The organism is Wenzhouxiangella sp. XN24, assembly GCF_011064545.1.
Classification (GTDB): Bacteria; Pseudomonadota; Gammaproteobacteria; order Steroidobacterales; family XN24; genus XN24.
The window spans coordinates 386,573-407,269 of the sequence record NZ_JAAMFG010000036.1 but is presented as its reverse complement, the minus strand read 5'-3'; the positions used below and the strand labels follow the sequence as shown (position 1 = coordinate 407,269).

19 protein-coding genes are annotated in these 20,697 nt (G+C 67.7%); 16 read left to right on the top strand and 3 right to left on the bottom strand.

The genetic code is table 11. The annotated features are described in order from the left end of the window. Positions 1 to 13: 13 nt before the first annotated feature. From rph to G6032_RS13910, 5 genes are all read left to right on the top strand, one after another. Positions 14 to 730 carry a ribonuclease PH gene (rph, locus tag G6032_RS13930; RefSeq protein WP_165282749.1) on the top strand — a complete coding sequence of 239 codons (717 nt, stop codon included), beginning with the start codon at positions 14 to 16 and terminating at the stop codon, positions 728 to 730. Further along, a complete protein-coding gene (gene rdgB, locus G6032_RS13925; RefSeq protein WP_165282748.1) occupies positions 727 to 1,356 on the top strand; it encodes an RdgB/HAM1 family non-canonical purine NTP pyrophosphatase in 630 nt (209 codons plus the stop codon). Before rph ends, rdgB begins: the two co-directional genes overlap by 4 nt. Next, positions 1,353 to 2,525 carry a radical SAM family heme chaperone HemW gene (gene hemW / locus G6032_RS13920; protein WP_165282747.1) on the top strand — a complete coding sequence of 391 codons (1,173 nt, stop codon included), beginning with the start codon at positions 1,353 to 1,355 and terminating at the stop codon, positions 2,523 to 2,525. Before rdgB ends, hemW begins: the two co-directional genes overlap by 4 nt. A gap of 494 nt (positions 2,526 to 3,019) precedes the next feature. Continuing rightward, positions 3,020 to 3,229 carry a 50S ribosomal protein L31 gene (gene rpmE / locus G6032_RS13915; protein ID WP_165282746.1) on the top strand — a complete coding sequence of 70 codons (210 nt, stop codon included), beginning with the start codon at positions 3,020 to 3,022 and terminating at the stop codon, positions 3,227 to 3,229. Positions 3,230 to 3,470: 241 nt separating this feature from the next. Next, complete coding sequence (locus G6032_RS13910) at positions 3,471 to 4,772, top strand: citrate synthase (RefSeq protein WP_165282745.1); 1,302 nt, start codon at positions 3,471 to 3,473, stop codon at positions 4,770 to 4,772. Here the strand turns inward: G6032_RS13910 and G6032_RS13905 are convergent. Together G6032_RS13905 and G6032_RS13900 are read right to left on the bottom strand one after the other, a co-directional pair. Then, positions 4,769 to 5,410 (bottom strand): hypothetical protein, encoded by a 642-nt coding sequence (locus tag G6032_RS13905; protein ID WP_165282744.1) that lies wholly within the window; start codon positions 5,408 to 5,410, stop codon positions 4,769 to 4,771. The two genes, G6032_RS13910 and G6032_RS13905, sit on opposite strands and share 4 nt — an antisense overlap. 13 nt (positions 5,411 to 5,423) lie before the next feature. After that, on the bottom strand, positions 5,424 to 7,862 hold the full coding sequence (locus tag G6032_RS13900) for a penicillin-binding protein 1A (RefSeq protein ID WP_165282743.1): 2,439 nt from the start codon (positions 7,860 to 7,862) through the stop codon (positions 5,424 to 5,426). A 343-nt stretch (positions 7,863 to 8,205) separates the two neighbouring features. On the opposite strand from G6032_RS13900, the gene G6032_RS13895 reads away from it, so the two are divergent. From G6032_RS13895 to hemE, 11 genes are all read left to right on the top strand, one after another. Further along, on the top strand, positions 8,206 to 9,267 hold the full coding sequence (locus G6032_RS13895) for a pilus assembly protein PilM (protein ID WP_346763823.1): 1,062 nt from the start codon (positions 8,206 to 8,208) through the stop codon (positions 9,265 to 9,267). Further along, positions 9,267 to 9,866: a PilN domain-containing protein gene (locus G6032_RS13890; protein WP_165282742.1), complete on the top strand. Its 600-nt coding sequence runs from the start codon at positions 9,267 to 9,269 to the stop codon at positions 9,864 to 9,866. Before G6032_RS13895 ends, G6032_RS13890 begins: the two co-directional genes overlap by 1 nt. After that, a complete protein-coding gene (locus G6032_RS13885; protein WP_165282741.1) occupies positions 9,863 to 10,483 on the top strand; it encodes a type 4a pilus biogenesis protein PilO in 621 nt (206 codons plus the stop codon). Before G6032_RS13890 ends, G6032_RS13885 begins: the two co-directional genes overlap by 4 nt. Then, entirely contained in the window at positions 10,480 to 10,998 is a 519-nt protein-coding gene (locus tag G6032_RS13880) for a pilus assembly protein PilP (protein WP_165282740.1), read from the top strand. The genes G6032_RS13885 and G6032_RS13880 overlap by 4 nt, the downstream gene beginning before the upstream one ends. Before the next feature lie 20 nt (positions 10,999 to 11,018). Continuing rightward, positions 11,019 to 13,235, top strand: a complete 2,217-nt coding sequence (gene pilQ, locus G6032_RS13875; protein WP_240902298.1) for a type IV pilus secretin PilQ — start codon at positions 11,019 to 11,021, stop codon at positions 13,233 to 13,235. Positions 13,236 to 13,267: 32 nt separating this feature from the next. Further along, positions 13,268 to 15,193 (top strand): Ig-like domain-containing protein, encoded by a 1,926-nt coding sequence (locus G6032_RS13870; protein WP_165282739.1) that lies wholly within the window; start codon positions 13,268 to 13,270, stop codon positions 15,191 to 15,193. Positions 15,194 to 15,266: 73 nt separating this feature from the next. Further along, complete coding sequence (aroK, locus tag G6032_RS13865) at positions 15,267 to 15,794, top strand: shikimate kinase AroK (protein ID WP_165282738.1); 528 nt, start codon at positions 15,267 to 15,269, stop codon at positions 15,792 to 15,794. 8 nt (positions 15,795 to 15,802) lie between these two features. Then, a complete protein-coding gene (aroB, locus tag G6032_RS13860) occupies positions 15,803 to 16,882 on the top strand; it encodes a 3-dehydroquinate synthase (RefSeq protein WP_165282737.1) in 1,080 nt (359 codons plus the stop codon). After that, complete coding sequence (locus tag G6032_RS13855; RefSeq protein WP_165282736.1) at positions 16,879 to 18,033, top strand: deoxyguanosinetriphosphate triphosphohydrolase; 1,155 nt, start codon at positions 16,879 to 16,881, stop codon at positions 18,031 to 18,033. Before aroB ends, G6032_RS13855 begins: the two co-directional genes overlap by 4 nt. Positions 18,034 to 18,125: 92 nt before the next feature. Then, positions 18,126 to 18,839 (top strand): orotidine-5'-phosphate decarboxylase, encoded by a 714-nt coding sequence (gene pyrF, locus G6032_RS13850; protein ID WP_165282735.1) that lies wholly within the window; start codon positions 18,126 to 18,128, stop codon positions 18,837 to 18,839. Continuing rightward, positions 18,836 to 19,903 carry a uroporphyrinogen decarboxylase gene (gene hemE, locus G6032_RS13845; RefSeq protein WP_165282734.1) on the top strand — a complete coding sequence of 356 codons (1,068 nt, stop codon included), beginning with the start codon at positions 18,836 to 18,838 and terminating at the stop codon, positions 19,901 to 19,903. Before pyrF ends, hemE begins: the two co-directional genes overlap by 4 nt. A 20-nt stretch (positions 19,904 to 19,923) precedes the next feature. Here hemE and G6032_RS13840 read toward each other — a convergent pair whose 3' ends face one another. Then, positions 19,924 to 20,673 carry a hypothetical protein gene (locus G6032_RS13840; protein WP_165282733.1) on the bottom strand — a complete coding sequence of 250 codons (750 nt, stop codon included), beginning with the start codon at positions 20,671 to 20,673 and terminating at the stop codon, positions 19,924 to 19,926. Positions 20,674 to 20,697: the final 24 nt, after the last annotated feature.

Here is a 20,697-nt window from a genome sequence, read left to right as displayed (position 1 = left end):
GGCGGAGAAACCCTTGAGACCCAGTGATCGACGACCCGACGAGTTACGCCCCGTGCAGTTCGAGCGCGGCTTCCAGCGCCATGCGGAAGGTTCCGTGCTGATCACCTGCGGCGCCACGCGGGTGTTGTGCTCCGCGAGCATCGAGGAGCGTGTGCCGCCGTTTCTCAAGGGCAAGGGCCAGGGCTGGGTGACGGCCGAGTACGGCATGTTGCCGCGTTCCACGCACACCAGGAATCCGCGCGAGGCCGCCCGCGGCCGCCAGGGGGGCCGCACGCTGGAAATCCAGCGCCTCATCGGTCGCAGCCTGCGGGCGGTCCTCGATCTCAGCGCGTTGGGCGAGCGCACGGTCACGGTCGATTGCGACGTGCTGGAGGCGGACGGCGGGACGCGCACCGCAGCGATCACCGGCGCCTACGTCGCGCTGGCGGATGCCCTGCGCAGCCTGCGGCGGCGCAAAGTGCTGCACGCGGATCCCCTGCACGGCCAGATCGCGGCCGTGTCCGTCGGCGTGTACCGGGGCGTCCCGGTGCTCGACCTCGACTATGCCGAGGACTCGGAGGCGGAGACCGACATGAATGTCGTCATGAACGAGGCCGGTGCTTTCGTCGAGATCCAGGGAACGGCCGAAGGCCACGCATTCCGCCGCTCGGAGCTCGACCAGCTGCTGGATCTCGCCGGCAGCGGCATCGCGACGCTGCTGTCGCTGCAACAGGCGGCGTTGCGCGGGTGAACGGCGTCGGTCCGCGGGTGGTGCTCGCCACGGGGAATCCGGGCAAGGCCCGGGAGATCGGTGCGCTGCTGGCGCCGGCCGGGCTGGAGGTCCTGTCACAGGCGGCATTCGGCCTGGTCTCGGCGGACGAGACGGGAGCGACCTTCATCGAGAACGCCCTGCTGAAGGCGCGTCATGCCGCCGCCGGCAGCGGCCTGCCGGCCATCGCCGACGATTCCGGGCTGGTGGTCGATGCGCTGGGCGGCGCGCCCGGCATTCACTCGGCACGCTACTCCGCCGAGGGCGGCGACGCGGCCAACGTGCGCAAGCTGCTGGCCGAGCTCGAGGGGGTGTCCGAGGCGCTTCGCGGGGCGCGCTTCGTGTGTGTTGCCGTCCTGCTCCGGCATCCCGCGGATCCCTTGCCGATCGTCTGCGAGGGACGCTGGGAAGGCACGATCGCCGGCGCACCCCGGGGCAGCGGCGGCTTCGGCTACGATCCCGTCTTCATCCCGCGCGGAGAAAAGCGCAGCGCAGCCGAGCTTGGGCCTGGCGAGAAGAACCGCGTCAGTCATCGTGGCCGTGCTTTCGATGCGCTTCTCGAGCGCCTGCGGTACGCCGGCGGATCGCCGCCCGCCGGGCGCGCGTGACGGCCGCCGGCCCGGAAGCGGGTCGGGCGAACGCGCCCCTGGGCGTGTATGTCCACCTGCCCTGGTGTGTCAGAAAGTGCCCCTATTGTGACTTCAACAGTCACGAACTTCGGGGAAAAGCGCCGTTCGACAACTATGTCGAGTGTCTTCTCGAGGATCTCGAAGACGACCTGCCGCTGGTGTCCGGACGCGAGGTCGAGACGGTGTTTTTCGGCGGCGGCACGCCGAGCCTTTGTCCGCCGTCGTTGATCGAGCGGTTTCTTGCCGGGCTGGCGACCCGGCTGCCTGTCGCCGCCACGGCGGAGATCACCCTGGAAGCCAACCCGGGCACCGTCGAGCGCGGACATTTCAGCGAACTCGCGGCGGCGGGCATCAACCGCGTGTCGCTCGGCGTACAGAGTTTCCAGCCGGACCTGCTGGCCGCGATCGGGCGCATCCACAGCGACCGGGAAGCCTACGCGGCGATCGATGAACTCGCCGGCGCGGGCCTCGGCAACTTCAACCTGGACCTGATGTTCGGCCTGCCCGGCCAGAGCGCACACGCTGCAGCCGCGGATCTCGCCGCCGCCGTGGCCGTTGCGCCGCCCCACTTGTCCCTTTACCAGTTGACGCTCGAGCCGGGCACGCCTTTTCATCGCCGCCCCCCGCCACTGCCCGGCGACGACGACTGCTGGACGATGGAGGAACACGCGACGGCCGTCCTCGAGGCAGCCGGCTACCAGCGCTATGAAGTGTCCGCGTGGTCGCGCCCCGGCCAGGCCTGCCGGCATAACCTGAATTACTGGAATTACGGGGACTACCTGGGGCTCGGCGCGGGGGCGCACGGCAAGCTCAGCCTGGCCGACGGCCGCGTGCTGAGGCGCCAGCGGCGACGGCGTCCCGCGGGATGGATGGCGGGGCCGCGCCTCGAGGAGGAGCGCGTGCTCGGGGCAGAGGAATTGCTCTTCGAGTTCATGCTGAATGCCCTGCGCCTGACCGCGGGCTTCTCGTTGCGGTCATTCTGCACCCGCACCGGTCTCGGCGCCGAGGCGGCCGCGCCCGGCCTCGAGGCGGGCCGGCGGCGGGGCCTCCTCGCCCGCACCGGGGAAGATCACTGGCAGCCCACCGTCCTGGGGCGGCGCTTCCTGAATGACGTGCAGGGGCTTTTTCTGCCGGCATCGTCGGCCTGAACGCATCGACTTATGCACATGGAGGCCGTGCCGGTCGCGATCCCGGACCGATCGGGCCGATGCGCCGGCATCGTGCCGCAGCGGCCACACCCCCTGGGCGCGCAAGTAATTGATTCATATATCCTTCAGACACCTTGGTCGCTTTTTCGCCAATCTGTTCCCGACCTTGCGGCGAGGCCTTCGCAACGCAATCATCAAGCGGGCGTCCACAGAGTTATCCACAGCTTTTGTGGATAAAGTCGAAACGGCATTCCGGGCGAATGCTTAGCCTGCAGAAGTTAAAGTCATTCCTCAGGAGATTGGTGCAGCGCAATCGGCGCGCAGGGGCCCGCGCGAGCCCGGCACGCATGCGTCGATGATCCCTGGTCGGGGCCACCGGCACCTCCCCGGGAACGGGACATGGTTTCGCCGCGTGGGCAGGTGCTTGCCGGGCGACTCCCCGCGCGATACTATGGCGAGCTTTTCCACTGCCCCCCGAGTCCGGAAGGTCGAGCATGAAGTCGAACATCCATCCCGATTACCAAGAGATCAACGTGGTCTGCAGTTGCGGCAACACGTTCACGACGCGCTCCACCCTGGGGAAAGAGCTGCACATCGAGGTCTGTTCGCAGTGCCACCCGTTCTACACGGGCAAGCAGAAGATCCTGGACAGCGGCGGCCGCGTGGACAAGTTCCGTCGCAAATACGGTGGCATGAGCGCCTGACGCCGGCTGTCCGACCGCTGTTTTATCGAGGGGCGCCCGTGAGGCGCCCCTTTTCGTTTGCATCGCGGCGGGGCCTCGTCCGGGCCGGGCTGCACAGGGGCCTGGGCGCACGGCCGGCCTGCGGCGCGGCCCCGGCTGCTGCGCTGCCGCGTCACGGTGCATGATCCGGGACATGACCTTCACGGTGGACTATAATCGGCCGCCGCCACGCGGCAGCGCAACAAGCACCAGGGAAGCGAGCATGAGTGACAAGATCCTGACCCTCAGCAGTGAAGCGGACGGCAAGCGCCTCGAGATGCCGGTGCGCGCGGGCACGGTGGGTCCCGATGTCGTGGACATCGGCGCACTCTACAAGGAGTTCGGCGTGTTCACGCTGGATCCGGGCTTCGTCTCCACGGCGAGTTGCGAAAGCGCGATCACCTATATCGACGGCGACGAGGGTGTGCTCCTGTATCGCGGCTACCCGGTGGACCAGCTGGCGGAGCGCAGCAGTTTCCTCGAGGTGTCCTACCTGCTGTTGTACGGTGAGCTGCCGACCCGTGCGCAGCTGGAGAATTTCAACCACATCATCACGACGCACACGATGATCAACCAGACGTTGCTGCGTCACTTCAACGGCTTCCACCACAACGCGCACCCGATGGCCATGCTGGCCTCGGTGGTCGGTTCCATGTCGGCCTTCTACCATGACTCCACCGACATCGAGAACGCGCGGCATCGCGAGATTTTCGCGCATCGCATCATTGCCAAGATCCCGACGATCGCCGCCGCCGCCTACAAGCATTCCGTCGGCCAGCCTTTCATCTATCCGCAGAACGACCTCGACTACTGCGCGAACCTGTTGAACATGTTCTTCGCCGTGCCCTGCGCCGATTACCGCGTGGATCCGGTGGCCGCCGAGGCGCTGGACCTGCTCTTCATCCTGCACGCCGACCACGAGCAGAACGCCAGCACGTCCACGGTCCGGCTCGCCGGCAGTTCCGGCACGAATCCCTACGCGGCCATCGCGGCGGGAATCGCCACGCTGTGGGGCCCTGCACACGGCGGAGCCAACGAGGCCGTGCTGACGATGCTGGAGAAGATCGGCTCGGTGGACAACATCCCGAAGTACATCGCCAAGGCGAAAGACAAGGACGACTCCTTCCGCCTGATGGGCTTCGGTCACCGCGTCTACAAGAATTTCGACCCGCGCGCCAAGCTGATCCGCACGATGTGCCACAAGGTGCTCAACCGGCTCGGCCACACCGATTCACCGCTGTTCGAGCTCGCGCTGCGCCTCGAGGAGATCGCGCTCGAGGACGAGTACTTCATCGAGCGCAAGCTGTACCCGAACGTCGATTTCTATTCCGGCATCATCTACCGGGCGATCGGCATCCCGACCTCCATGTTCACGGTCATGTTCGCCATCGCCCGCACGGTCGGCTGGGTCGCGCACTGGCAGGAAATGATCACCGACCCGCAGCGGCGCATCGGTCGGCCGCGGCAGCTGTACACGGGCGCCGGCAGCCGCGACTACACGCCGATCGAGCGGCGCGGACTCTAGGGCTCGTCTTCGTCGGGGCCGTCGTCCGGCCCCTCGTCGAGCAGTGCGGCCACCTCCGCACGCCGCGCGCGATGCATCGGCCCGCCGCCGATCGGGCACAGGGGCGCTTCGCGCAGCCCGAGGTCGGGGAACACCGTGGCCTCGATCGTGACCTGCCCGAGCTCGAACTCGAAATTCGGATAGCTCGCGTGCTCGCCGCCCGGCAGGCGTACCCGCCGGTCCCCGGTCCGGTAACGCACCGCGCGCTCGATGAGCAGAAACGCCACCTCTTCCGGCGTCGGCGCAAATAGATGGAGCGAGACGTCGCTGTGCGGCGTGGCGGTGCCGGCCAGCACCGGCCCGACCAGTCGCGGCTTGAAGCGTGCCAGCAGGTCCATGGCCTGCAATGCCGTTTCGCGCAGGGCACGGACGTTGTCCCGATGGGCGCTGCCACCGAACAGGCGCTGCTGCGCGGCGAGGGCTTCCGAGATCTCCTGGTTCGCCGGCAAAGCGTTCCGGTCCACGATGCCGAGCCGGTCGGCCGCCTTGCGTTTCGCCAGCAGGAAGTCGCGCACGCCCTGCTCGCGCATGATCCTTGCGGCCTCTTCGGCCACCCGGCTGCGTAACTCGGTCGTCCTGTTCAGTGCACGTCTTGGCATGAGCTTCCGTCGATCAGAACAGCCTGTCTTCCTCGGCGCGGTCGCGTCCGTCCGGGAAATCCGCCTCGCCGGGTTCCGCCGCCGGGGGCACGTGCCCCACCCGGAAGGTCTCGAACAGGGTGCCCGGCTCACCGGCGCGGGCCAGGCGGCCAGTCTCCGCGGAGATCCGCACCGTCATCAGGCCGGGCGGTTCGACGCTGCGGCTCGGAGGCGCGCCTTCCAGCGCAGGACCCATGAACTCGATCCACATCGGGAGGGCGGTGGAGGCGCCGGTTTCGCCACGCCCGAGCGGGCGCTCCTGGTCGAAACCCACCCAGGCGGTGGCCACCAGGTCGCCGTTGAAGCCGGCGAACCAGGTGTCGCGGCCGTCGTTGGTGGTCCCGGTCTTGCCGGCAAGATCGCTGCGTTCCAGCGCGCGCGCCCGGACGCCCGTGCCCCGTCGAATGACGTCTTCCAGCATGCTGGCGATGATCCAGGCGTTGCGCGCCTCGACGGCGCGCGGCGGAGGCTCGGCGCTCACCGGCGGCGGCAGCTCGGCATCCGTCGTGTCGTCCACCATGTCCTCGGGTGCGGACTGAGCGAAGTCCGGTAGCAGGCCGTATTCGCATTCCGGACAGGCCCAGGCCGGCTGGCTCTCGTAAAGGGGCGTGTTCTCGGGTCCGTAGATCCGGTCGATGAAATACGGTTCGACGCGGAAGCCGCCGTTCGCGAATGCGGCATAGCCGGTCGCCAGCTCGAGTGGCGTCACGCCGCCGCTGCCGAGCGCCAGCGTGAGGTCGCGCGGCAGCGCCTCCGGCGGGAAGCCGAAGTCGCTGATGTGCTCTGCGGCCGCGGAAATCCCGATTCGCTCGAGGACCCGGATCGAGACGAGGTTGCGCGAGTTCACCAGCGCCTCGCGCAGCCGCATCGGCCCGTAGAAGCGCCCCGTGTAGTTTTGCGGCCGCCAGGTGTCCTCCAGCTGCGGGTCGTCGTATACGACGGGGGCATCGATCTCGATGCTGGCCGCTGTCAGGCCCCGCTCGAGGGCCGCCGAGTAGACGAAGGGCTTGAACGCCGAACCGGGTTGCCGTCGGGCCTGGATGGCGCGGTTGAACTTGCTGAGTTCGAAGTCGAGTCCTCCGCTCAGCGCGACCACGGCGCCGTCGCGCGGATCGAGCACCGTCAGCGCGCCCTGGATCGCCGGCACCTGCGCGAGAGCCCAGGCCGAGTCACGCTCGTCGAGGAGCACCACGTGCCCGGGCGCCACCACGTCCGCGGGCGTTTCGGGCTCCGGACCACGCCGGTCCTCATCGATGTAGCTGCGCGCCCAGCGCATCCCTTCGAACGGCACGCGGACGGGTCCCGTGCCGCGCAGGTGCATGTCGGCGCCCGCCTCGTCCACCGCAAGCACCACGGCGGCGCGCAGTCCCGCAGGTTCGGGATAGCCTTCCAGCAGCAGATCGGCCTCGGCCGGGTCTGCGGGCGGGGCGGGCAGCGTGGCCAGCGGGCCGCGATAGCCGTGTCTGCGGTCGTAATCTTCCAGCGCCGCCCGCACCGCGTGCTGCGCCAGCGGCTGGAGCCGGCTGTCGATGGAGGTCACCACGGCGTAGCCGGCCGTGTAGGCCTCGGGCCCGACGCGGTTGAGCATTTCGTTGCGCGCCATCTCGGCCACCCACGGCGCGCGCACCTCGACCTGTGCGCCGTGCACGCGCGAGACGACAGGCTCCGCAAGGGCGGCCTCCATTTCTGCGGCGTCGATCACGCCGGTCTCGAGCATGCGCCGCAACACGTAGGCGCGCCGCTGGCGGGCCCGCTCCGGGCCGCTGACGGGATTCTCCAGCGAGGGGAGGCGTCCGGTACCGGCGATGAGTGCGATTTCGCCCGTCGTCAGTTCGTGGACCGTCTTGCCGAAATAGACCTCCGCCGCCGCGCCGACCCCGTAGGCGCGCTGGCCGAGGAAAATCTTGTTGAGGTACAGGCTGAGGATTTCCTCCTTCGACAGGATGTGCTCGATGCGCAGTGCGAGGAGGATTTCGCGCACCTTCCTGGAGATCGTCTTCTCGCGGCCGAGAAAGAAGTTGCGCGCCACCTGCATGGTGATCGTGCCGCCGCCCTGGGTGGGTTCGCCGGTCAGGGCGACCGCCACCGCGGCGCGCGTGAGACCCTGCCAGTCCACGCCGGGATGCTCGAAGAAGCGGTCGTCCTCCGCGGCCAGGAACGCCTGCTGGAGCCGCGCGGGAATCTCATCGATTTCCAGCGGTATCCGCCGCTGCTCGCCGAATTCCGCCAGCAGCAGGCCGTCCCGCGTGTAGACCCGCATCGGGACCTGCAGGCGTACCTCGCGCAGCGATTCCACGTCGGGGAGGCTCGGCGCCACATAGTAATAGGCGCCGATCGCGGCCAGGCCGAGGCCGATCACGGACATCGCGGCGACAGCGGCGATGCCATATAGGATGCGCAGGAGAATTCTCATGGGGCGGAGATGTTCGATTCGCCTTTTGCCAAGGCGCTCAGGAGTTTAACATTTCGGCATCGAATTCCCGGCACGGCGCCGTCGTCGGGTTGCGCGGCGGCCTTGAATAAGCGCCACGGGCGGGGCTTTCGGTTCGACGCCGGCGGGGCCCGACAGGTTCCCCGGCTGGCTGGAGTAATATGTCAACCCGTGAACGGGATCACGGATTCTGCGGCGCTTTCTGGCGCAGTGTGGACGTCCGGCGCCCGATGGGCCGGCGGGCGGACTCGGGGAGTCCGTTGCATTACTTAATGTCGTAGTCTATCTTCGCCCTCCAAGCCCCGGACGCTAAAGGAAATTCAAAGTGCTTTTCGGGAGAGCCAACAGGCCCCTGCTGGGGCTGGATATCACGACTTCCTCCGTGAAGCTCATTGAGCTTTCGAAGTCCGGGGATACCTATCGCGTCGAGGCTTATGCGGCCGAGGCGACACCCCTGAATGCCGTGAACGAAAAAGCCATCGTCGACGCCCAGGTGGTCGGCGAGGCCGTGCGCCGTGCAGTGAAGCGCTCCGGGGCCCGTTCGCGGGAGGCTGCGGTCGCCATCAGCGGCGACGCTGCGATCACCAAGATCATCCAGATGCCGGCCACGTTCAGCGGCGCCGAACTGGAAGGCCAGGTGGAACTCCAGGCCGACCAGTACATCCCCTTCCCGATGGAAGAGGTGAGCTACGATTTCGAGGTCGTGGGTCCTACTGCGAAGGACCCGGACATGATCGACGTGTTGCTGGTGGCGACGCGCACCGAGAACGTCGAGCAACGCCAGGCGGCGGTCGAGGCCGCGGGACTGCGGGCCCGCATCATGGATGTCGAGCCCTTCGCGGTGGAAAACGCCTGCCGCCTCCTGCGGCACCAGATGCAGGACGAAGGCATGGGCCACAACGTGGCGGTCATGGATTTCGGCGCCAGCAGCACCACCTTCAGCGTCCTGCGGGACCTCAAGGTCACCTACACGCGAGATTTCGCCTTCGGCGGCCAGCAGCTGACCGAAGAGATCATGCGGACCTACGGGTTGACGCTCGAGGAGTCGGGCCGCGCCAAGAAAGAAGGCGGCCTGCCGAGCAACTACGAGCCCGAGATTCTCGAGCCCTTCATCGACGACATGACGCAACAGGTGAGCCGCTCGCTGCAGTTCTTCCTCGCGTCCGGGACCAACCGCGAGCCGCCGGAACAGATCCTCGTGTGCGGCGGTTGCGCTAACATCCCGGGGGTTGCGGACGTGATCGGCAGCCGGGTGGGGATCCCGACGCAGATCGGCAATCCGCTGGGCATGATGAAACTCTCCTCCAAGGCCCGTTCGCAGGGTGTGCTCAAGGACGCCACCGCGCTCCTGACGGCCTGCGGCCTGGCGCTCAGGAGCTTCGACTGATGCATCGCATAAACCTGCTTCCCTGGCGCGAGGAACAGCGCAAGGAACGCCAGAAGAACTTCGTCATCGCGGCCGTGGCCTCGATCCTGGTCGGTGTGCTGATCATGTGGTCGGTGAACACCTTCCTGCAGTCGCGCATCGACCACCAGAACGCACGCAACCAGCGCCTGACGCAGGAAATCGCCACGCTGGACGACCAGATCAAGGAGATCCGCAACCTGCGGCTGCGCAAGGAGCGGCTCCTGCTTCGCATGGCGGCCATCGACGAACTGCAGCGCGCCCGCCCGGAGGTCGCCCGCCTGTTCGACGAGGTCGTGGAGGTCATGCCGGACGGCGTGTATCTCACCGAGTTCACCCAGGACAACCGCAGCCTCCTGTTCAAGGGCGTGGCCGAATCGAGCACGCGAGTCTCGGCGCTGATGCGCAACATCGCGGGCTCCGAGACCATGACCGATCCGCGGCTGCAGGTGGTCCAGTCGGGCCAGCCGCAACGCGGTGCCGCGGCGGCGCCCCGCGGCCCCGGGCGCCAGGCCGAGTTTGCGCTCGCCGCGCGGCAGACCGGTGGCGGCGATGAAGAAGAGGAGGTGCTGGAGCCATGAACTTCATCGACCAGCTCCGCGGTCTCGACACCCAGGACATCGGCCGCTGGCCGCCGCTGTTTCGCGGCATCGCGATCGGCATCATTTTCGTCCTGGTCGCCGTCGGCGGCACCTACTATTTCGTCTGGCGCAACAAGATTCCGCAGCTCGAGCAGGTGCAGCGCCAGGAACTCGACCTGCGGGCCACCTTCGAAAGCCGGCAACGGCTGGCCGCCAACCTGGACGCCTACAAGGACCAGCTCGAGGAAGTCGAGCGGACCTTCGGCGCGATGCTTCGCCAGTTGCCCGGTGAGACCGAGGTCCCGAGCCTGCTGATCGACATATCGCAGACCGGCCTCGCCGCAGGCCTCGAGGAACGGCTCTTCCAGCCGATGAGTGAAGTGACGCGCGAGGCGTACAGCGAGCTGCCGATCAAGATGCAGCTCGTCGGCACCTATCACGAACTGGGGAATTTCGTCAGCGGCGTCGTGGCGCTGCCGCGCATCGTCACGCTGCACGATGTCGTGCTCAAGCCGGAACAGACCGGCGACCGTAATGCGGCGCCGAGCCAGCGCCTCGTGATGGACGTGACGGCGAAAACCTATCGTTACCTCGAGGACGAGGATCCAGGGCAATGAGCGCATCCATTCGCACCGTCGTCGCCGCTGCGCTCCTGGCCGTCGTCCTGCTGGTCACCGGCTGCTCGGGCGGCATGGCCGACCTCGATGCTTATATCGCCGAGGTCAAGGCCCGTCCCGGCGGGCGTATCGATCCCCTGCCCGAGATCAAGACCTACGAGAGTTTCCGCTACGATCCGGGCGACGCCCGCTCGCCGTTCGTGCCCGACCTTCCGACGGCCGGCACCCCGGGCGGCGTCAGGCCGGACGTGGACCGTCGGCGGGAGTACCTGGAAGGATTCCCCCTCGACACGTTGAGCATGGTCGGCACGCTCAACATGGGCGGCCAGCGCTATGGCCTCGTCCAGACGTCTGACAACCTGGTTCACCGGGTCCTCGTCGGTAATTACGTCGGCCAGAACGATGGCCGTATCGTTTCCATCACCAGTTCCGAGATCCAGGTGCTGGAGATCGTCCCGGATGGCCTCGGGGGTTATACCGAGCGGGCGGCCTCCATCAGCCTGGGTGATACATGAAGCTCGGGGAGAAAGCACTCATGATGCGCGATCAATGGCGGAGCAACAGGACAGGCGGGACCGGCACGAGGTCGCGACTGGGCTGGTGGACCCTCGCCGCACTGCCCCTGCTGTGGTGGTCCGGCGCGGCCTCGGCGCAACAAGGCCTGCAGCTGACGGATCTCGACGTCAGCACGTTGCCCGGCGAGCGGGTCGTGCTGGTCCTGACCACGAGCGGCCCTGCCCCGGAGCCGCTGGCTTTCACGATCGAGGATCCCGCGCGGATTTCGCTCGATCTTCCCGGCACCAGCCTCGGGCTCGGCGAGCGGCGCCGCGACATCAAGCGCGGCGCGCTGGACACGATCATGATGGCGGAGGCCCAGGGCCGCACGCGCATCGTGCTGAATCTCGATTCGATGGTGCCCTATGAGACTGCGGTGGCAGGTGACCGGATCACCCTGACGCTCGGCGCGCCGGCAGCCGCCGTCGCCACCACGCGCCCCACCGTATTCGGCCAGCCTTCCGGCACCCCCGATCCGACCCCGGTGGCGCGCGGCGGCGTGGAAATCAGCAGCATCGATTTCCGTCGCTCCGCCGACGGCGCGGGCCGGGTGATCGTCGACCTGAGTGATCCTTCCGTGCCGATCGATATTCGCGAGGAAGCCAATCGAACGGTGGTCGAGTTCCGCGGCGCGACGCTGCCCGATGAGATGCTACGCCGTCTCGACGTGCTCGATTTCGCGACCCCGGTGGAGTTCATCGACAGCGTGCGCTTCCCCGGCGGCGCGCGACTGGTCATCGAGGCAGGCGGAGACTACGAGCAGCTCGCCTACCAGGCCGACAACCAGTTCAGCATCGAGTTCCGGCCCGTCGCAGCGGAGGATATGCAGGACCTCGGCGTATTCGACGAGCGCAAGGAATACACCGGCGAAGCCCTCACCCTCAATTTCCAGGACATCGAGGTGCGCGCCGTGCTGCAGCTCCTCGCGGAGATCAGCGGCCTCAACGTGGTCGTCAGCGACACGGTCAGCGGCAATGTCACGCTGCGTCTCGACAGCGTGCCCTGGGACCAGGCTCTCGACATCATCCTGACGACCAAGGGCCTCGACATGCGCCAGGTGGGCAGTGTCGTGCTGGTGGCGCCCGCGGCCGAGATCGCGGCGCGCGAGAAGCAGGAGCTCGAGGCGAAGCAGGACATCCAGGAGCTGGCGCCGCTGCGTCTCGAGTTCCTGCAGGTCAACTACGCGAAGGCCTCCGACCTCGCCGCGCTGCTGACGGAGACCTCCGGCCAGGGCGGCGGCAGCGCCGGCTCGCGCACGATGTTGTCCGAGCGCGGCAACGTGAGCATCGACGAGCGCACCAACACGCTCTTGATCAACGACACGGCCGACCGCATCGCCGATGTGCGCCGGCTCGTGGCGGCGCTCGATATCCCGGTGCGCCAGGTGTTGATCGAATCGCGCATCGTGGTCGCCAACGACGACTTCAGCCGTGAGCTGGGCGTGCGCATGGGCGCGACCTATGTCCGCGAGAACGGCTCCGACGGCCTGATCTCCATCACCGGCAGCGGCCAGGGATCCAACACGATCGTCGGCTCAGGACTGGACAACCTGAACAACACGGGTACGGCCTTCCCCGTGAGTCTTCCGGGAATCGATGAGCGCTACAACGTGAACCTGCCGATCAGCGATGCCGCGGGGCGGATCGGGCTGGCGATTCTCGGCTCCGATTACCTCGTGGATCTCGAACTGTCCGCGGCGCAGGCCGAGGGCCGGGGCGAGATCGTCTCCAGTCCGCGCGTCATCACCGCCAACCAGAAAGAAGCGCTGATCGAGCAGGGCGTGGAGATCCCCTTCCAGGAAGCCTCCGCCAGCGGCGCGACGGCCACGCAGTTCAAGAAGGCGGTGCTGAGCCTCACGGTCACGCCGCAGATCACGCCCGACGACCGGATCATCATGGACCTGGCCGTCACCCAGGACACCGTCGGCCAGATCGTGCCGAGCGCGACCGGCGGCAACGTGCCCAGCATCGACACCCGCCGGATCATCACCCAGGTGCTGGTCAACGACGGCGAGACCGTCGTGCTGGGGGGCATTTACGAAACCGAGCGGCGCGATACCGAGGACAAGGTGCCCTTCCTTGGCGACATCCCGGGCGTCGGTCGCCTGTTCAAGCGGGACAGCTCGGTCTCGAGCAAGCGCGAGCTGCTGATTTTCGTCACGCCGAAGATCCTCCGTGAAGGCAGCAACATCTATTGATCGCCCAGGAGCTGATGCGAGTGAGCCCCATTATGAGTAACAGATTCACACGCCGGGTCATCGGGTTGCCCGCATTCCTGGCCGCCATGTTCCTCGTCGGGTGCGGCAGCGATTCCACGATCGTCCAGCCGGAACCCCCGGAGGGGGGCGGTGGAACATCTCCCGTGTCGTCGATCACGCTCGTGGCCAGCAGCAACCTGCTGCCTTCCGCGGGCAGCAATCCCGTGACGCTGACCGCCTTCGTCCGCGATGCGAACAATAACGTCGTGGAAGGGGTACCCGTGACCTTCAGCGCCGACTCGGGGCTGCTCCAGGTCATCGATTCGCTCACCGACGCCACCGGCAGCGCGAGCGCGGAGCTCGGCACGGGCGGCGACCCGACCAATCGTCCGATCGTCGTCCAGGCCTCCACCGGGACTCTTGCGGATGCCGTGACGGTCACGGTGTCGGGCACGACCCTGACGCTCGAGGGGCCGGACAACGTGATCCTCGGCGACGTGGTGCCGTTCACCGCCCGGTTGAGAAACTCGGCCGGCGCAGGGCTTGGCGGGCGCAGCGTCGAGATCAGTTCGGAGGCGGGCAATGTGCTGTCCGCGACCTCGCTGGTCACCAACACCCAGGGCGATGTCAGTTTCGAAGTCACCGGGACCGAGGGCGGGGACGACACGATCGCCGCGACCGCGCTCGGGCTCACGGCCCAGGCGCCCTTGTCGGTCAGCGCCGAGGACAGCCTGGTGTTCATCGAGCCGGTCGGCGGGGCGGAGATCCCGCTGGGCACCAGCCAGCCCGTCACCGTCGAGTGGCGCGTCGGAGGAGTTGCCCAGTCGGGCACCGTCAACTTCAGCACCACGCGCGGCCAGTTGTCCGCCCTGAGTGCGGCCCTGGTCGACGGTAGCGCCACCGTTAACATCAGCGCGGCGACCGCCGGACCGGCCACGCTCACGGCCCGCGTCGGCAGCGCCGGCCCGGAGACGCAGCGCGCCGTCGAGTTCGTGGCGACGACCCCCGCGACGATCGTCGTGCAGGCGAGCCGCTTCACCGTCGGCCCGGGTGAGCAGAGCACCATCGTCGCCACCGTCCGCGACGCGGCCGGCAACCCGGTGAAGAACAAGGTCGTGCAGTTCCAGATCGAGGATGTCACCGGCGGCAGCCTGTCCGTGGGGACGGCGACGACCGGCAGCGCCGGCACGGCGCAGACCATCTACACCGGCGGAGAGACTATCAGCGGCAGCGGCGATGTCATCATCACCGCGATCGTCCAGGAGGACCCGACGCTCACCGAGACGGTTGGACTGACCGTGGCGAGGCGCGAGGTCGATATCAGCATCGGTACCGGCAACGAGTTGTTCGAGCCGAACAGCGCCACCTACGAGCGGGAGTTCATCGTGCAGGTGACGGACAGCCAGGGCGTCGGCGTGCCCAACGCGCAGGTGCAGCTCTCGGCGCGCTCCAAGATCTATCGCAAGGGCTTCTACGTCGAGGGCGACAACGACCAGTGGGTGGTCGGGCCGAACCTGACCTGCCCGGACGAGGACTTCAACGCCAACGGGCAGCTCGACGCCAACGAGGATTTCAACAACTCCGGCCAGCTCGAGGCCGGCAACGCGGTGTCCGTGTCGCCCGGGGAGGTCGTGACGAACGACAGCGGCACGGCCCTGTTCCGCATCGTCTACGCGCAGGAATTCGGCAACTGGCTGACCGTGACCATCAATGCGCGCGCCGCCGTGCAGGGCACGGCCTTCGAGGAGAGCTCGGACCACGCGCTGGAAATCCTGGCCTCGGATGCGAACGTCAACCAGAGTCCGCCGGGCGGGATCATCAGCCGTTTCGGCGGCTCCGATCTCGATGCCACGCCGGATGCGACGGATCCGCTCCTGGGCGATCCCCTGGGGGGGCAGCGCCTCATCGAGCTCGGCTTCCCCGGTGGACGCCCGCTCGGTTGCCGCACGCTGAACTAGCATCGGCCGGTTGCGGTTATGATTACGGGGCCGGCGTAAGCCGGCCTCGTGTTATGGGGCAGACGGACGGGTCATGGCGCTTAGCAACATCTTCCTGGTCGGGCCGATGGGCGCCGGCAAGTCGGCGGTAGGCCGGCAACTCGCGCGGATGTTGCAGCTGGAATTTCATGACAGCGACGCGGCTGTCGAGCAGCGTACCGGCGTCGATATCGCATTCATATTCGAGAAAGAAGGCGAGGCGGGTTTCCGCCGCCGGGAGCGCGAAGTCATTCACGCACTGACGGCCCTCGAAGGTATAGTCCTGGCCACCGGCGGAGGCGCGGTGCTGGACGCCGACAACCGCGCGGTGCTGGCATCGCGCGGCCGGGTCGTCTACCTTGACGCCTCGGTGGAGCAGCAACTCGAGCGGACGAGGTTATCGAACCATCGTCCACTGCTGGAGACGCCTGATCCGGCCGGTCGCCTGGCGGAGTTGATGCAGGAGAGAGCGCCGCTTTATCGGGAACTGGCGACGCTTGTCGTCGCCACGGACGGTCGCATGGTGCGGGAGGTCGCGCAGGAAATCCGCCGCCGCCTGGCCGCACCCAACGAGGATGGCTGAGGCAAGCTATGCACGCGTTGAATGTATCCCTGGGACAGAGGTCCTACCCGGTGCTGATCGGGCGGCAGCTGCTTGGCCGGGCCGAGGTGTTGGCGCCCTACCTCGCGGGGCGGCAGGTGATGATCGTCACCAACGAGATCGTCGCGCCGCTCTGGCTCAAGCCGCTGCGCGCCGTGCTTGCCGAACACGAGGTCGCAGTGCATGTGCTGCCCGACGGCGAAGACCAGAAGAGTCTCGACAGCCTGGCGGTGCTGTTCGATGTCCTGGCGGAAAAGCGCTTCAACCGGGATGCGACGATCGTGACCCTCGGCGGCGGCGTGATCGGCGACCTGGGCGGATTTGCTGCAGCCTGCTGGCAGCGGGGCATCAGTTTCGTCCAGATCCCCACCACCCTGCTGGCCCAGGTCGATGCGGCCGTGGGCGGCAAGACCGCGGTGAACATCCCGGCGGGGAAGAACCTGGTCGGCGCGTTCCACCAGCCCAGCGCGGTCATCGCCGATACGGCGACGCTCGGGACCCTGGGACGGAAGGAATACTGCGCCGGGCTCGGCGAGGTCGTGAAGTACGGTCTCGGCCTCGAGGCCGGCCTGTTCGACTGGCTCGAGGACAATCTCGCCGCCGTGCTCGATCGGGAGCCTGCCGCGCTGGAACGGCTGGTGTACTGGTGTTGCGCGATCAAGGCCTCGGTGGTCGCCGCGGACGAGCGTGAGCATGGACAGCGTGCCCTGCTGAATCTCGGTCACACCTTCGCCCACGCGATCGAGGCCTCGATTTCCTACGGTTCCTGGCTGCACGGCGAGGCCGTCGCGGTCGGGCTCGTGATGGCGTCGGAACTCGCCGTACGGCTCGACATGCTGGATCCTGACAGCGTCCGGCGGGTGCGGGCCCTGCTCGAGGCGGCCGGCTTGCCGACCCGTCCGCCGCCGGTCGGGGCCGAGCGTCTCAAGATGCTGATGTCCATCGACAAGAAGATCGCGGCCGGACGATTGCGCTTCATCCTGCCGACCGGAATCGGCTCGAGCGTCGCCAGGGACGACGTCCCGGAGGCCGATCTCGACGCGGTGCTGGCGATGGCAGACGGCAGGTGAGCGAGACGCTGGCCTGCTGGGCCAGTCACGATGCGGCCTCCCGCGGTCGCGTCCGTCCCGAGGCGCCGCCGCTCTACCGCAGCGAATACCAGCGTGACCGTGACCGGATCATCCACTCGACGGCCTTCCGGCGGCTCGTCTACAAGACCCAGGTGTTCGTCAATCACGAGGGCGACCTCTACCGGACGCGCCTGACGCACTCGCTGGAGGTCGCGCAGATCGCCCGCACCATCGCGGGGGCACTGGGGCTGAATTCCTACCTGGCCGAGGCCATCTGCCTCGCCCACGACCTGGGCCACACGCCGTTCGGCCATGCCGGCCAGGAAGCGCTGAATCGCTGCATGGCCGACTACGGCGGCTTCGAGCACAACCTGCAGTCGTTGCGCGTGGTGGACGAGCTGGAGGAGAAATACGCCGAGTTCCCCGGCCTGAACCTCATGTTCGAGACGCGCGAGGGCATCCTGAAGCACTGTTCGCGGCGCAACGCGGCGACGCTGGGCGAGCTGGGGCGCCGTTTCCTCGAGGGCTTCGAGCCGTGCCTGGAGGCCCAGCTGGCCAACGTCGCGGACGAGATCGCCTACAACAACCACGATGTCGATGACGGCTTGCGCTCCGGGCTGATCACGGTCGAGGAGCTGGCCGAGGCCCACCTGTTCCGGGAGCAGTACGACATCGTGCGGGATCGCTGGCCGGATCTTGCCGGACGGCGCCTGGTGCACGAGATCGTGCGGCGGATGATCGGCCGCGTGGTGGAGGACGCCATCGTCACCTCGCGCGTTGCCCTGGAGACGGCCGGCCCGGAGTCGGCGGAAGCCGCGCGCCACGCCGGGGAGCGCCTCGTGCGCTTCAGCCCGGAGGTGGGTGCCGCGCACCTCGAGCTCAAGCGCTTCCTGCGCGAACGCCTGTATCGCCACAATCGCGTCATCCGCATGACCACCAAGGCCAAGCGGACGGTCGCCGACCTGTTCGGGGCGTTCATGGAAGAGCCGCGCCTCATGCCCGAGGGCCACGATCACGAGGCCGCGCGCATGGAGGCGCTGCAGGGCCCGGGCGGTCGCGCGCGGGCGGTCGCGGACTACATCGCGGGGATGACGGACCGTTTCGCAATCCTGGAGCACAGCCGCCTGTTCGACCCCAGCGCCCTGGTTTGAGCCCGCCGATCGTGCATTGCGGGCATTCCCGACGATGCCGGGGCGCCTCCGGGTGCTAGAATCGCGCGCTGATCCGAGCGCGGAACCGACTGATGAAACCCAAAGACATCCCTGCCGACGAGCGCCTGATCTTCGCGCTCGATGTGCCCGACGCGGCGCAGGCGCGCGAGCTGGTCGAGGAACTCGGCGACGCCGTGCAGTTTTACAAGCTCGGCCTCGAGCTGTTGATGGCCGGCGGCTATTTCGAGTTGCTCGACTGGCTGGCGGCGCGGGACAAGAAGATCTTCGTCGACCTGAAGTTTTTCGACGTGCCGGCCACGGTGGGGCGCGCGGTGGCGCGGCTCGACGGTCGCGGCGTGACCTTCTGCACGGTGCACGGCAACCAGGGGATCATGGAAGCGGCCGTCGCGGCGCGCGGCGACGTCAAGGTGCTCGCCGTCACGGCGCTGACCAGCCTGGACCGCGGCGATCTCGAGGACATGGGCTTCGCCTGCGACGTGCCGGAACTGGTGCTGTCGCGTGCGCGACGCGCCCTCGAGGCCGGGTGCGACGGGGTCATCTCCTCCGGGCTGGAGGCGGCGCGCCTGCGCGAGCATCTCGATGCGCGCCTGCTGGTCGTCACGCCCGGCATCCGGCCCGTGGACAACCGTCCGGAGGACGACCAGAAGCGCGTCGTCACCGTGGACCAGGCCTTCGGTCTCGGCGCGGATTACATCGTAGTGGGGCGGCCGATCCGGGATGCGCAGGATCCCAGGGCGGCCGCGCAAGCCATCCAGGCCAGTATTGCAAAGGCGGTAAACGCATGACTGTCGAGTTGAAGAACGATCGCTTCCTCCGGGCGCTGAGCCGCCAGCCGGTGGACCGTACCCCCGTGTGGATGATGCGCCAGGCGGGTCGGTACCTGCCCGAGTACCGCGCCACGCGCGCCCAGGCCGGCAGTTTCGTGAAACTGTGCAAGGCGCCGGATCTCGCCTGCGAAGTCACGCTGCAGCCGCTGGAGCGCTATCCGCTGGACGCCGCGATCCTGTTCTCCGATATCCTCACGGTGCCGGATGCCATGGGCCTGGGCCTGTATTTCGAAGGGGGCGAAGGCCCGCGTTTCGAGCGCACCATCCAGACTGCAGCGGACGTGGCGGCCCTGGCGACGCCCGACATGGAGAGCGAACTGCGCTACGTCATGGACGCGGTGCGGACCATCCGCCGCGAACTCGACGGCCGCGTGCCCCTGATCGGCTTCTCGGGCAGCCCGTGGACCGTCGCGACCTACATGGTCGAAGGCGGCACCAGCAAGAACTTCAGCCGCATCAAGGGCATGCTTTACGACAAGCCGGAGTTGCTGCACTCGCTGCTGGAGCGCGTCACGCGCACCACGCTGGATTACCTGAACGCGCAGGTGGCCGCCGGAGCCCAGGCCGTGATGGTGTTCGACACCTGGGGCAGCATCCTCACCCCCAAGACCTATCACACCTTCTCGCTCGACTACATGCAGCGCATCGTCGACGGCGTGACGCGCGAGGCCGAAGGCCGCAAGGTGCCCGTCGTGCTGTTCACCAAGGGCGGCGGGCCCTGGCTGGAAGCCATGGCGGACACGGGTTGCGATGCGTTGGGCGTGGACTGGACCACGGACCTCGCCGAGGCGCGGGCCCGGGTCGGCGATCGGGTCGCCCTGCAGGGCAACCTCGACCCGGCCGTGCTGTACGCCTCACCGGAGGTGATCCGCGAGGAAGTGCGCCAGGTGCTGGAAAGCTTCGGCCACGGTCCCGGCCACGTCTTCAACCTGGGGCACGGCATTCATCCCGAGGTGAAGCCGGAGCACGCCGGGGCGATGATCGAGGCGGTGGTCGAGCTGAGTCCCGCCTACCACCGCTAGGCCACGCGGAAGCGGGCCGGTCAGGCCAAAGCGGGGTCGTCGGGTGGCGCCCAGGCCGCCACCGGCTCCGCCGCGAGGATCGAGTCCATGATGGCCGTCTCGCGGCTGACGATGGTGTCGATGAACTCGTCGGAGCCCTTCATGGCGCGGAACGCCACGAAGCCGCGCTGGATGAAGTCGTGCAGCGCCAGCAGCCCGGACATTTTTGCCGGGCCCTTGCCGAGCTTGACGGCGTTGTAGATGAAGGGCTTGAACACGACGCTGTCGAGCGAGGTGCCGACGTCCTCGACGATGCTGATCTGGCGTTGCCGGGCTTCCACGTTGCCGCAGCGCCGGTAGGCCTCGGCATAGGACTCGGCGTCGAGGCGGTCGCCGATGCCCATCTCGCCCCAGAGCATCGCGACCATGTCCAGGTCGAGTTCCTGGCTGATCGCATGCAGTTCGATGCCGATGCTGATGGTGTGCAGCGCCGCGCCGGGCATGACCCGCGACATGATCGGGTAGACGCGCTCCACGCCCTCGTCGCGCGCGGAAAAATCCTTGTCACCGTAGAGGTCCGTCAGGAAGAACTCCACCGCCTTGCGGTAGCGGGAGACCTCGAGCAGGTCGCGATAGGTGTAGCGCAGGCGCCTGGCCTGCCAGGACGCCAGGATCCGGCATTCGGGCCGCAGCCCATGTTCGTCATACTGGCGGAGGCGGGCGAGCCGGCTGCGCTCGAGCTGTTCGGCGAGCCGCCTGGCCCCGTCTTCCTTGATATCTGCCCTGCCCATGGCACGGCATTGTAGATGCAGAGC

Bases quoted from the DNA above. Each gene is read 5' to 3' on its own strand.
- aroB (WP_165282737.1), top strand. From the start codon at position 15,803: ATGCACGCGTTGAATGTATCCCTGGGACAGAGGTCCTACCCGGTGCTG.
- G6032_RS13880 (WP_165282740.1), top strand. From the start codon at position 10,480: ATGAGCGCATCCATTCGCACCGTCGTCGCCGCTGCGCTCCTGGCCGTC.
- pyrF (WP_165282735.1), top strand. From the start codon at position 18,126: ATGAAACCCAAAGACATCCCTGCCGACGAGCGCCTGATCTTCGCGCTC.
- G6032_RS13890 (WP_165282742.1), top strand. From the start codon at position 9,267: ATGCATCGCATAAACCTGCTTCCCTGGCGCGAGGAACAGCGCAAGGAA.
- G6032_RS13905 (WP_165282744.1), bottom strand. From the start codon at position 5,410: ATGCCAAGACGTGCACTGAACAGGACGACCGAGTTACGCAGCCGGGTG.
- pilQ (WP_240902298.1), top strand. From the start codon at position 11,019: ATGATGCGCGATCAATGGCGGAGCAACAGGACAGGCGGGACCGGCACG.
- G6032_RS13840 (WP_165282733.1), bottom strand. From the start codon at position 20,673: ATGGGCAGGGCAGATATCAAGGAAGACGGGGCCAGGCGGCTCGCCGAA.
- G6032_RS13885 (WP_165282741.1), top strand. From the start codon at position 9,863: ATGAACTTCATCGACCAGCTCCGCGGTCTCGACACCCAGGACATCGGC.
- aroK (WP_165282738.1), top strand. From the start codon at position 15,267: ATGGCGCTTAGCAACATCTTCCTGGTCGGGCCGATGGGCGCCGGCAAG.
- rpmE (WP_165282746.1), top strand. From the start codon at position 3,020: ATGAAGTCGAACATCCATCCCGATTACCAAGAGATCAACGTGGTCTGC.
- hemE (WP_165282734.1), top strand. From the start codon at position 18,836: ATGACTGTCGAGTTGAAGAACGATCGCTTCCTCCGGGCGCTGAGCCGC.
- G6032_RS13900 (WP_165282743.1), bottom strand. From the start codon at position 7,862: ATGAGAATTCTCCTGCGCATCCTATATGGCATCGCCGCTGTCGCCGCG.
- G6032_RS13870 (WP_165282739.1), top strand. From the start codon at position 13,268: ATGAGTAACAGATTCACACGCCGGGTCATCGGGTTGCCCGCATTCCTG.
- G6032_RS13910 (WP_165282745.1), top strand. From the start codon at position 3,471: ATGAGTGACAAGATCCTGACCCTCAGCAGTGAAGCGGACGGCAAGCGC.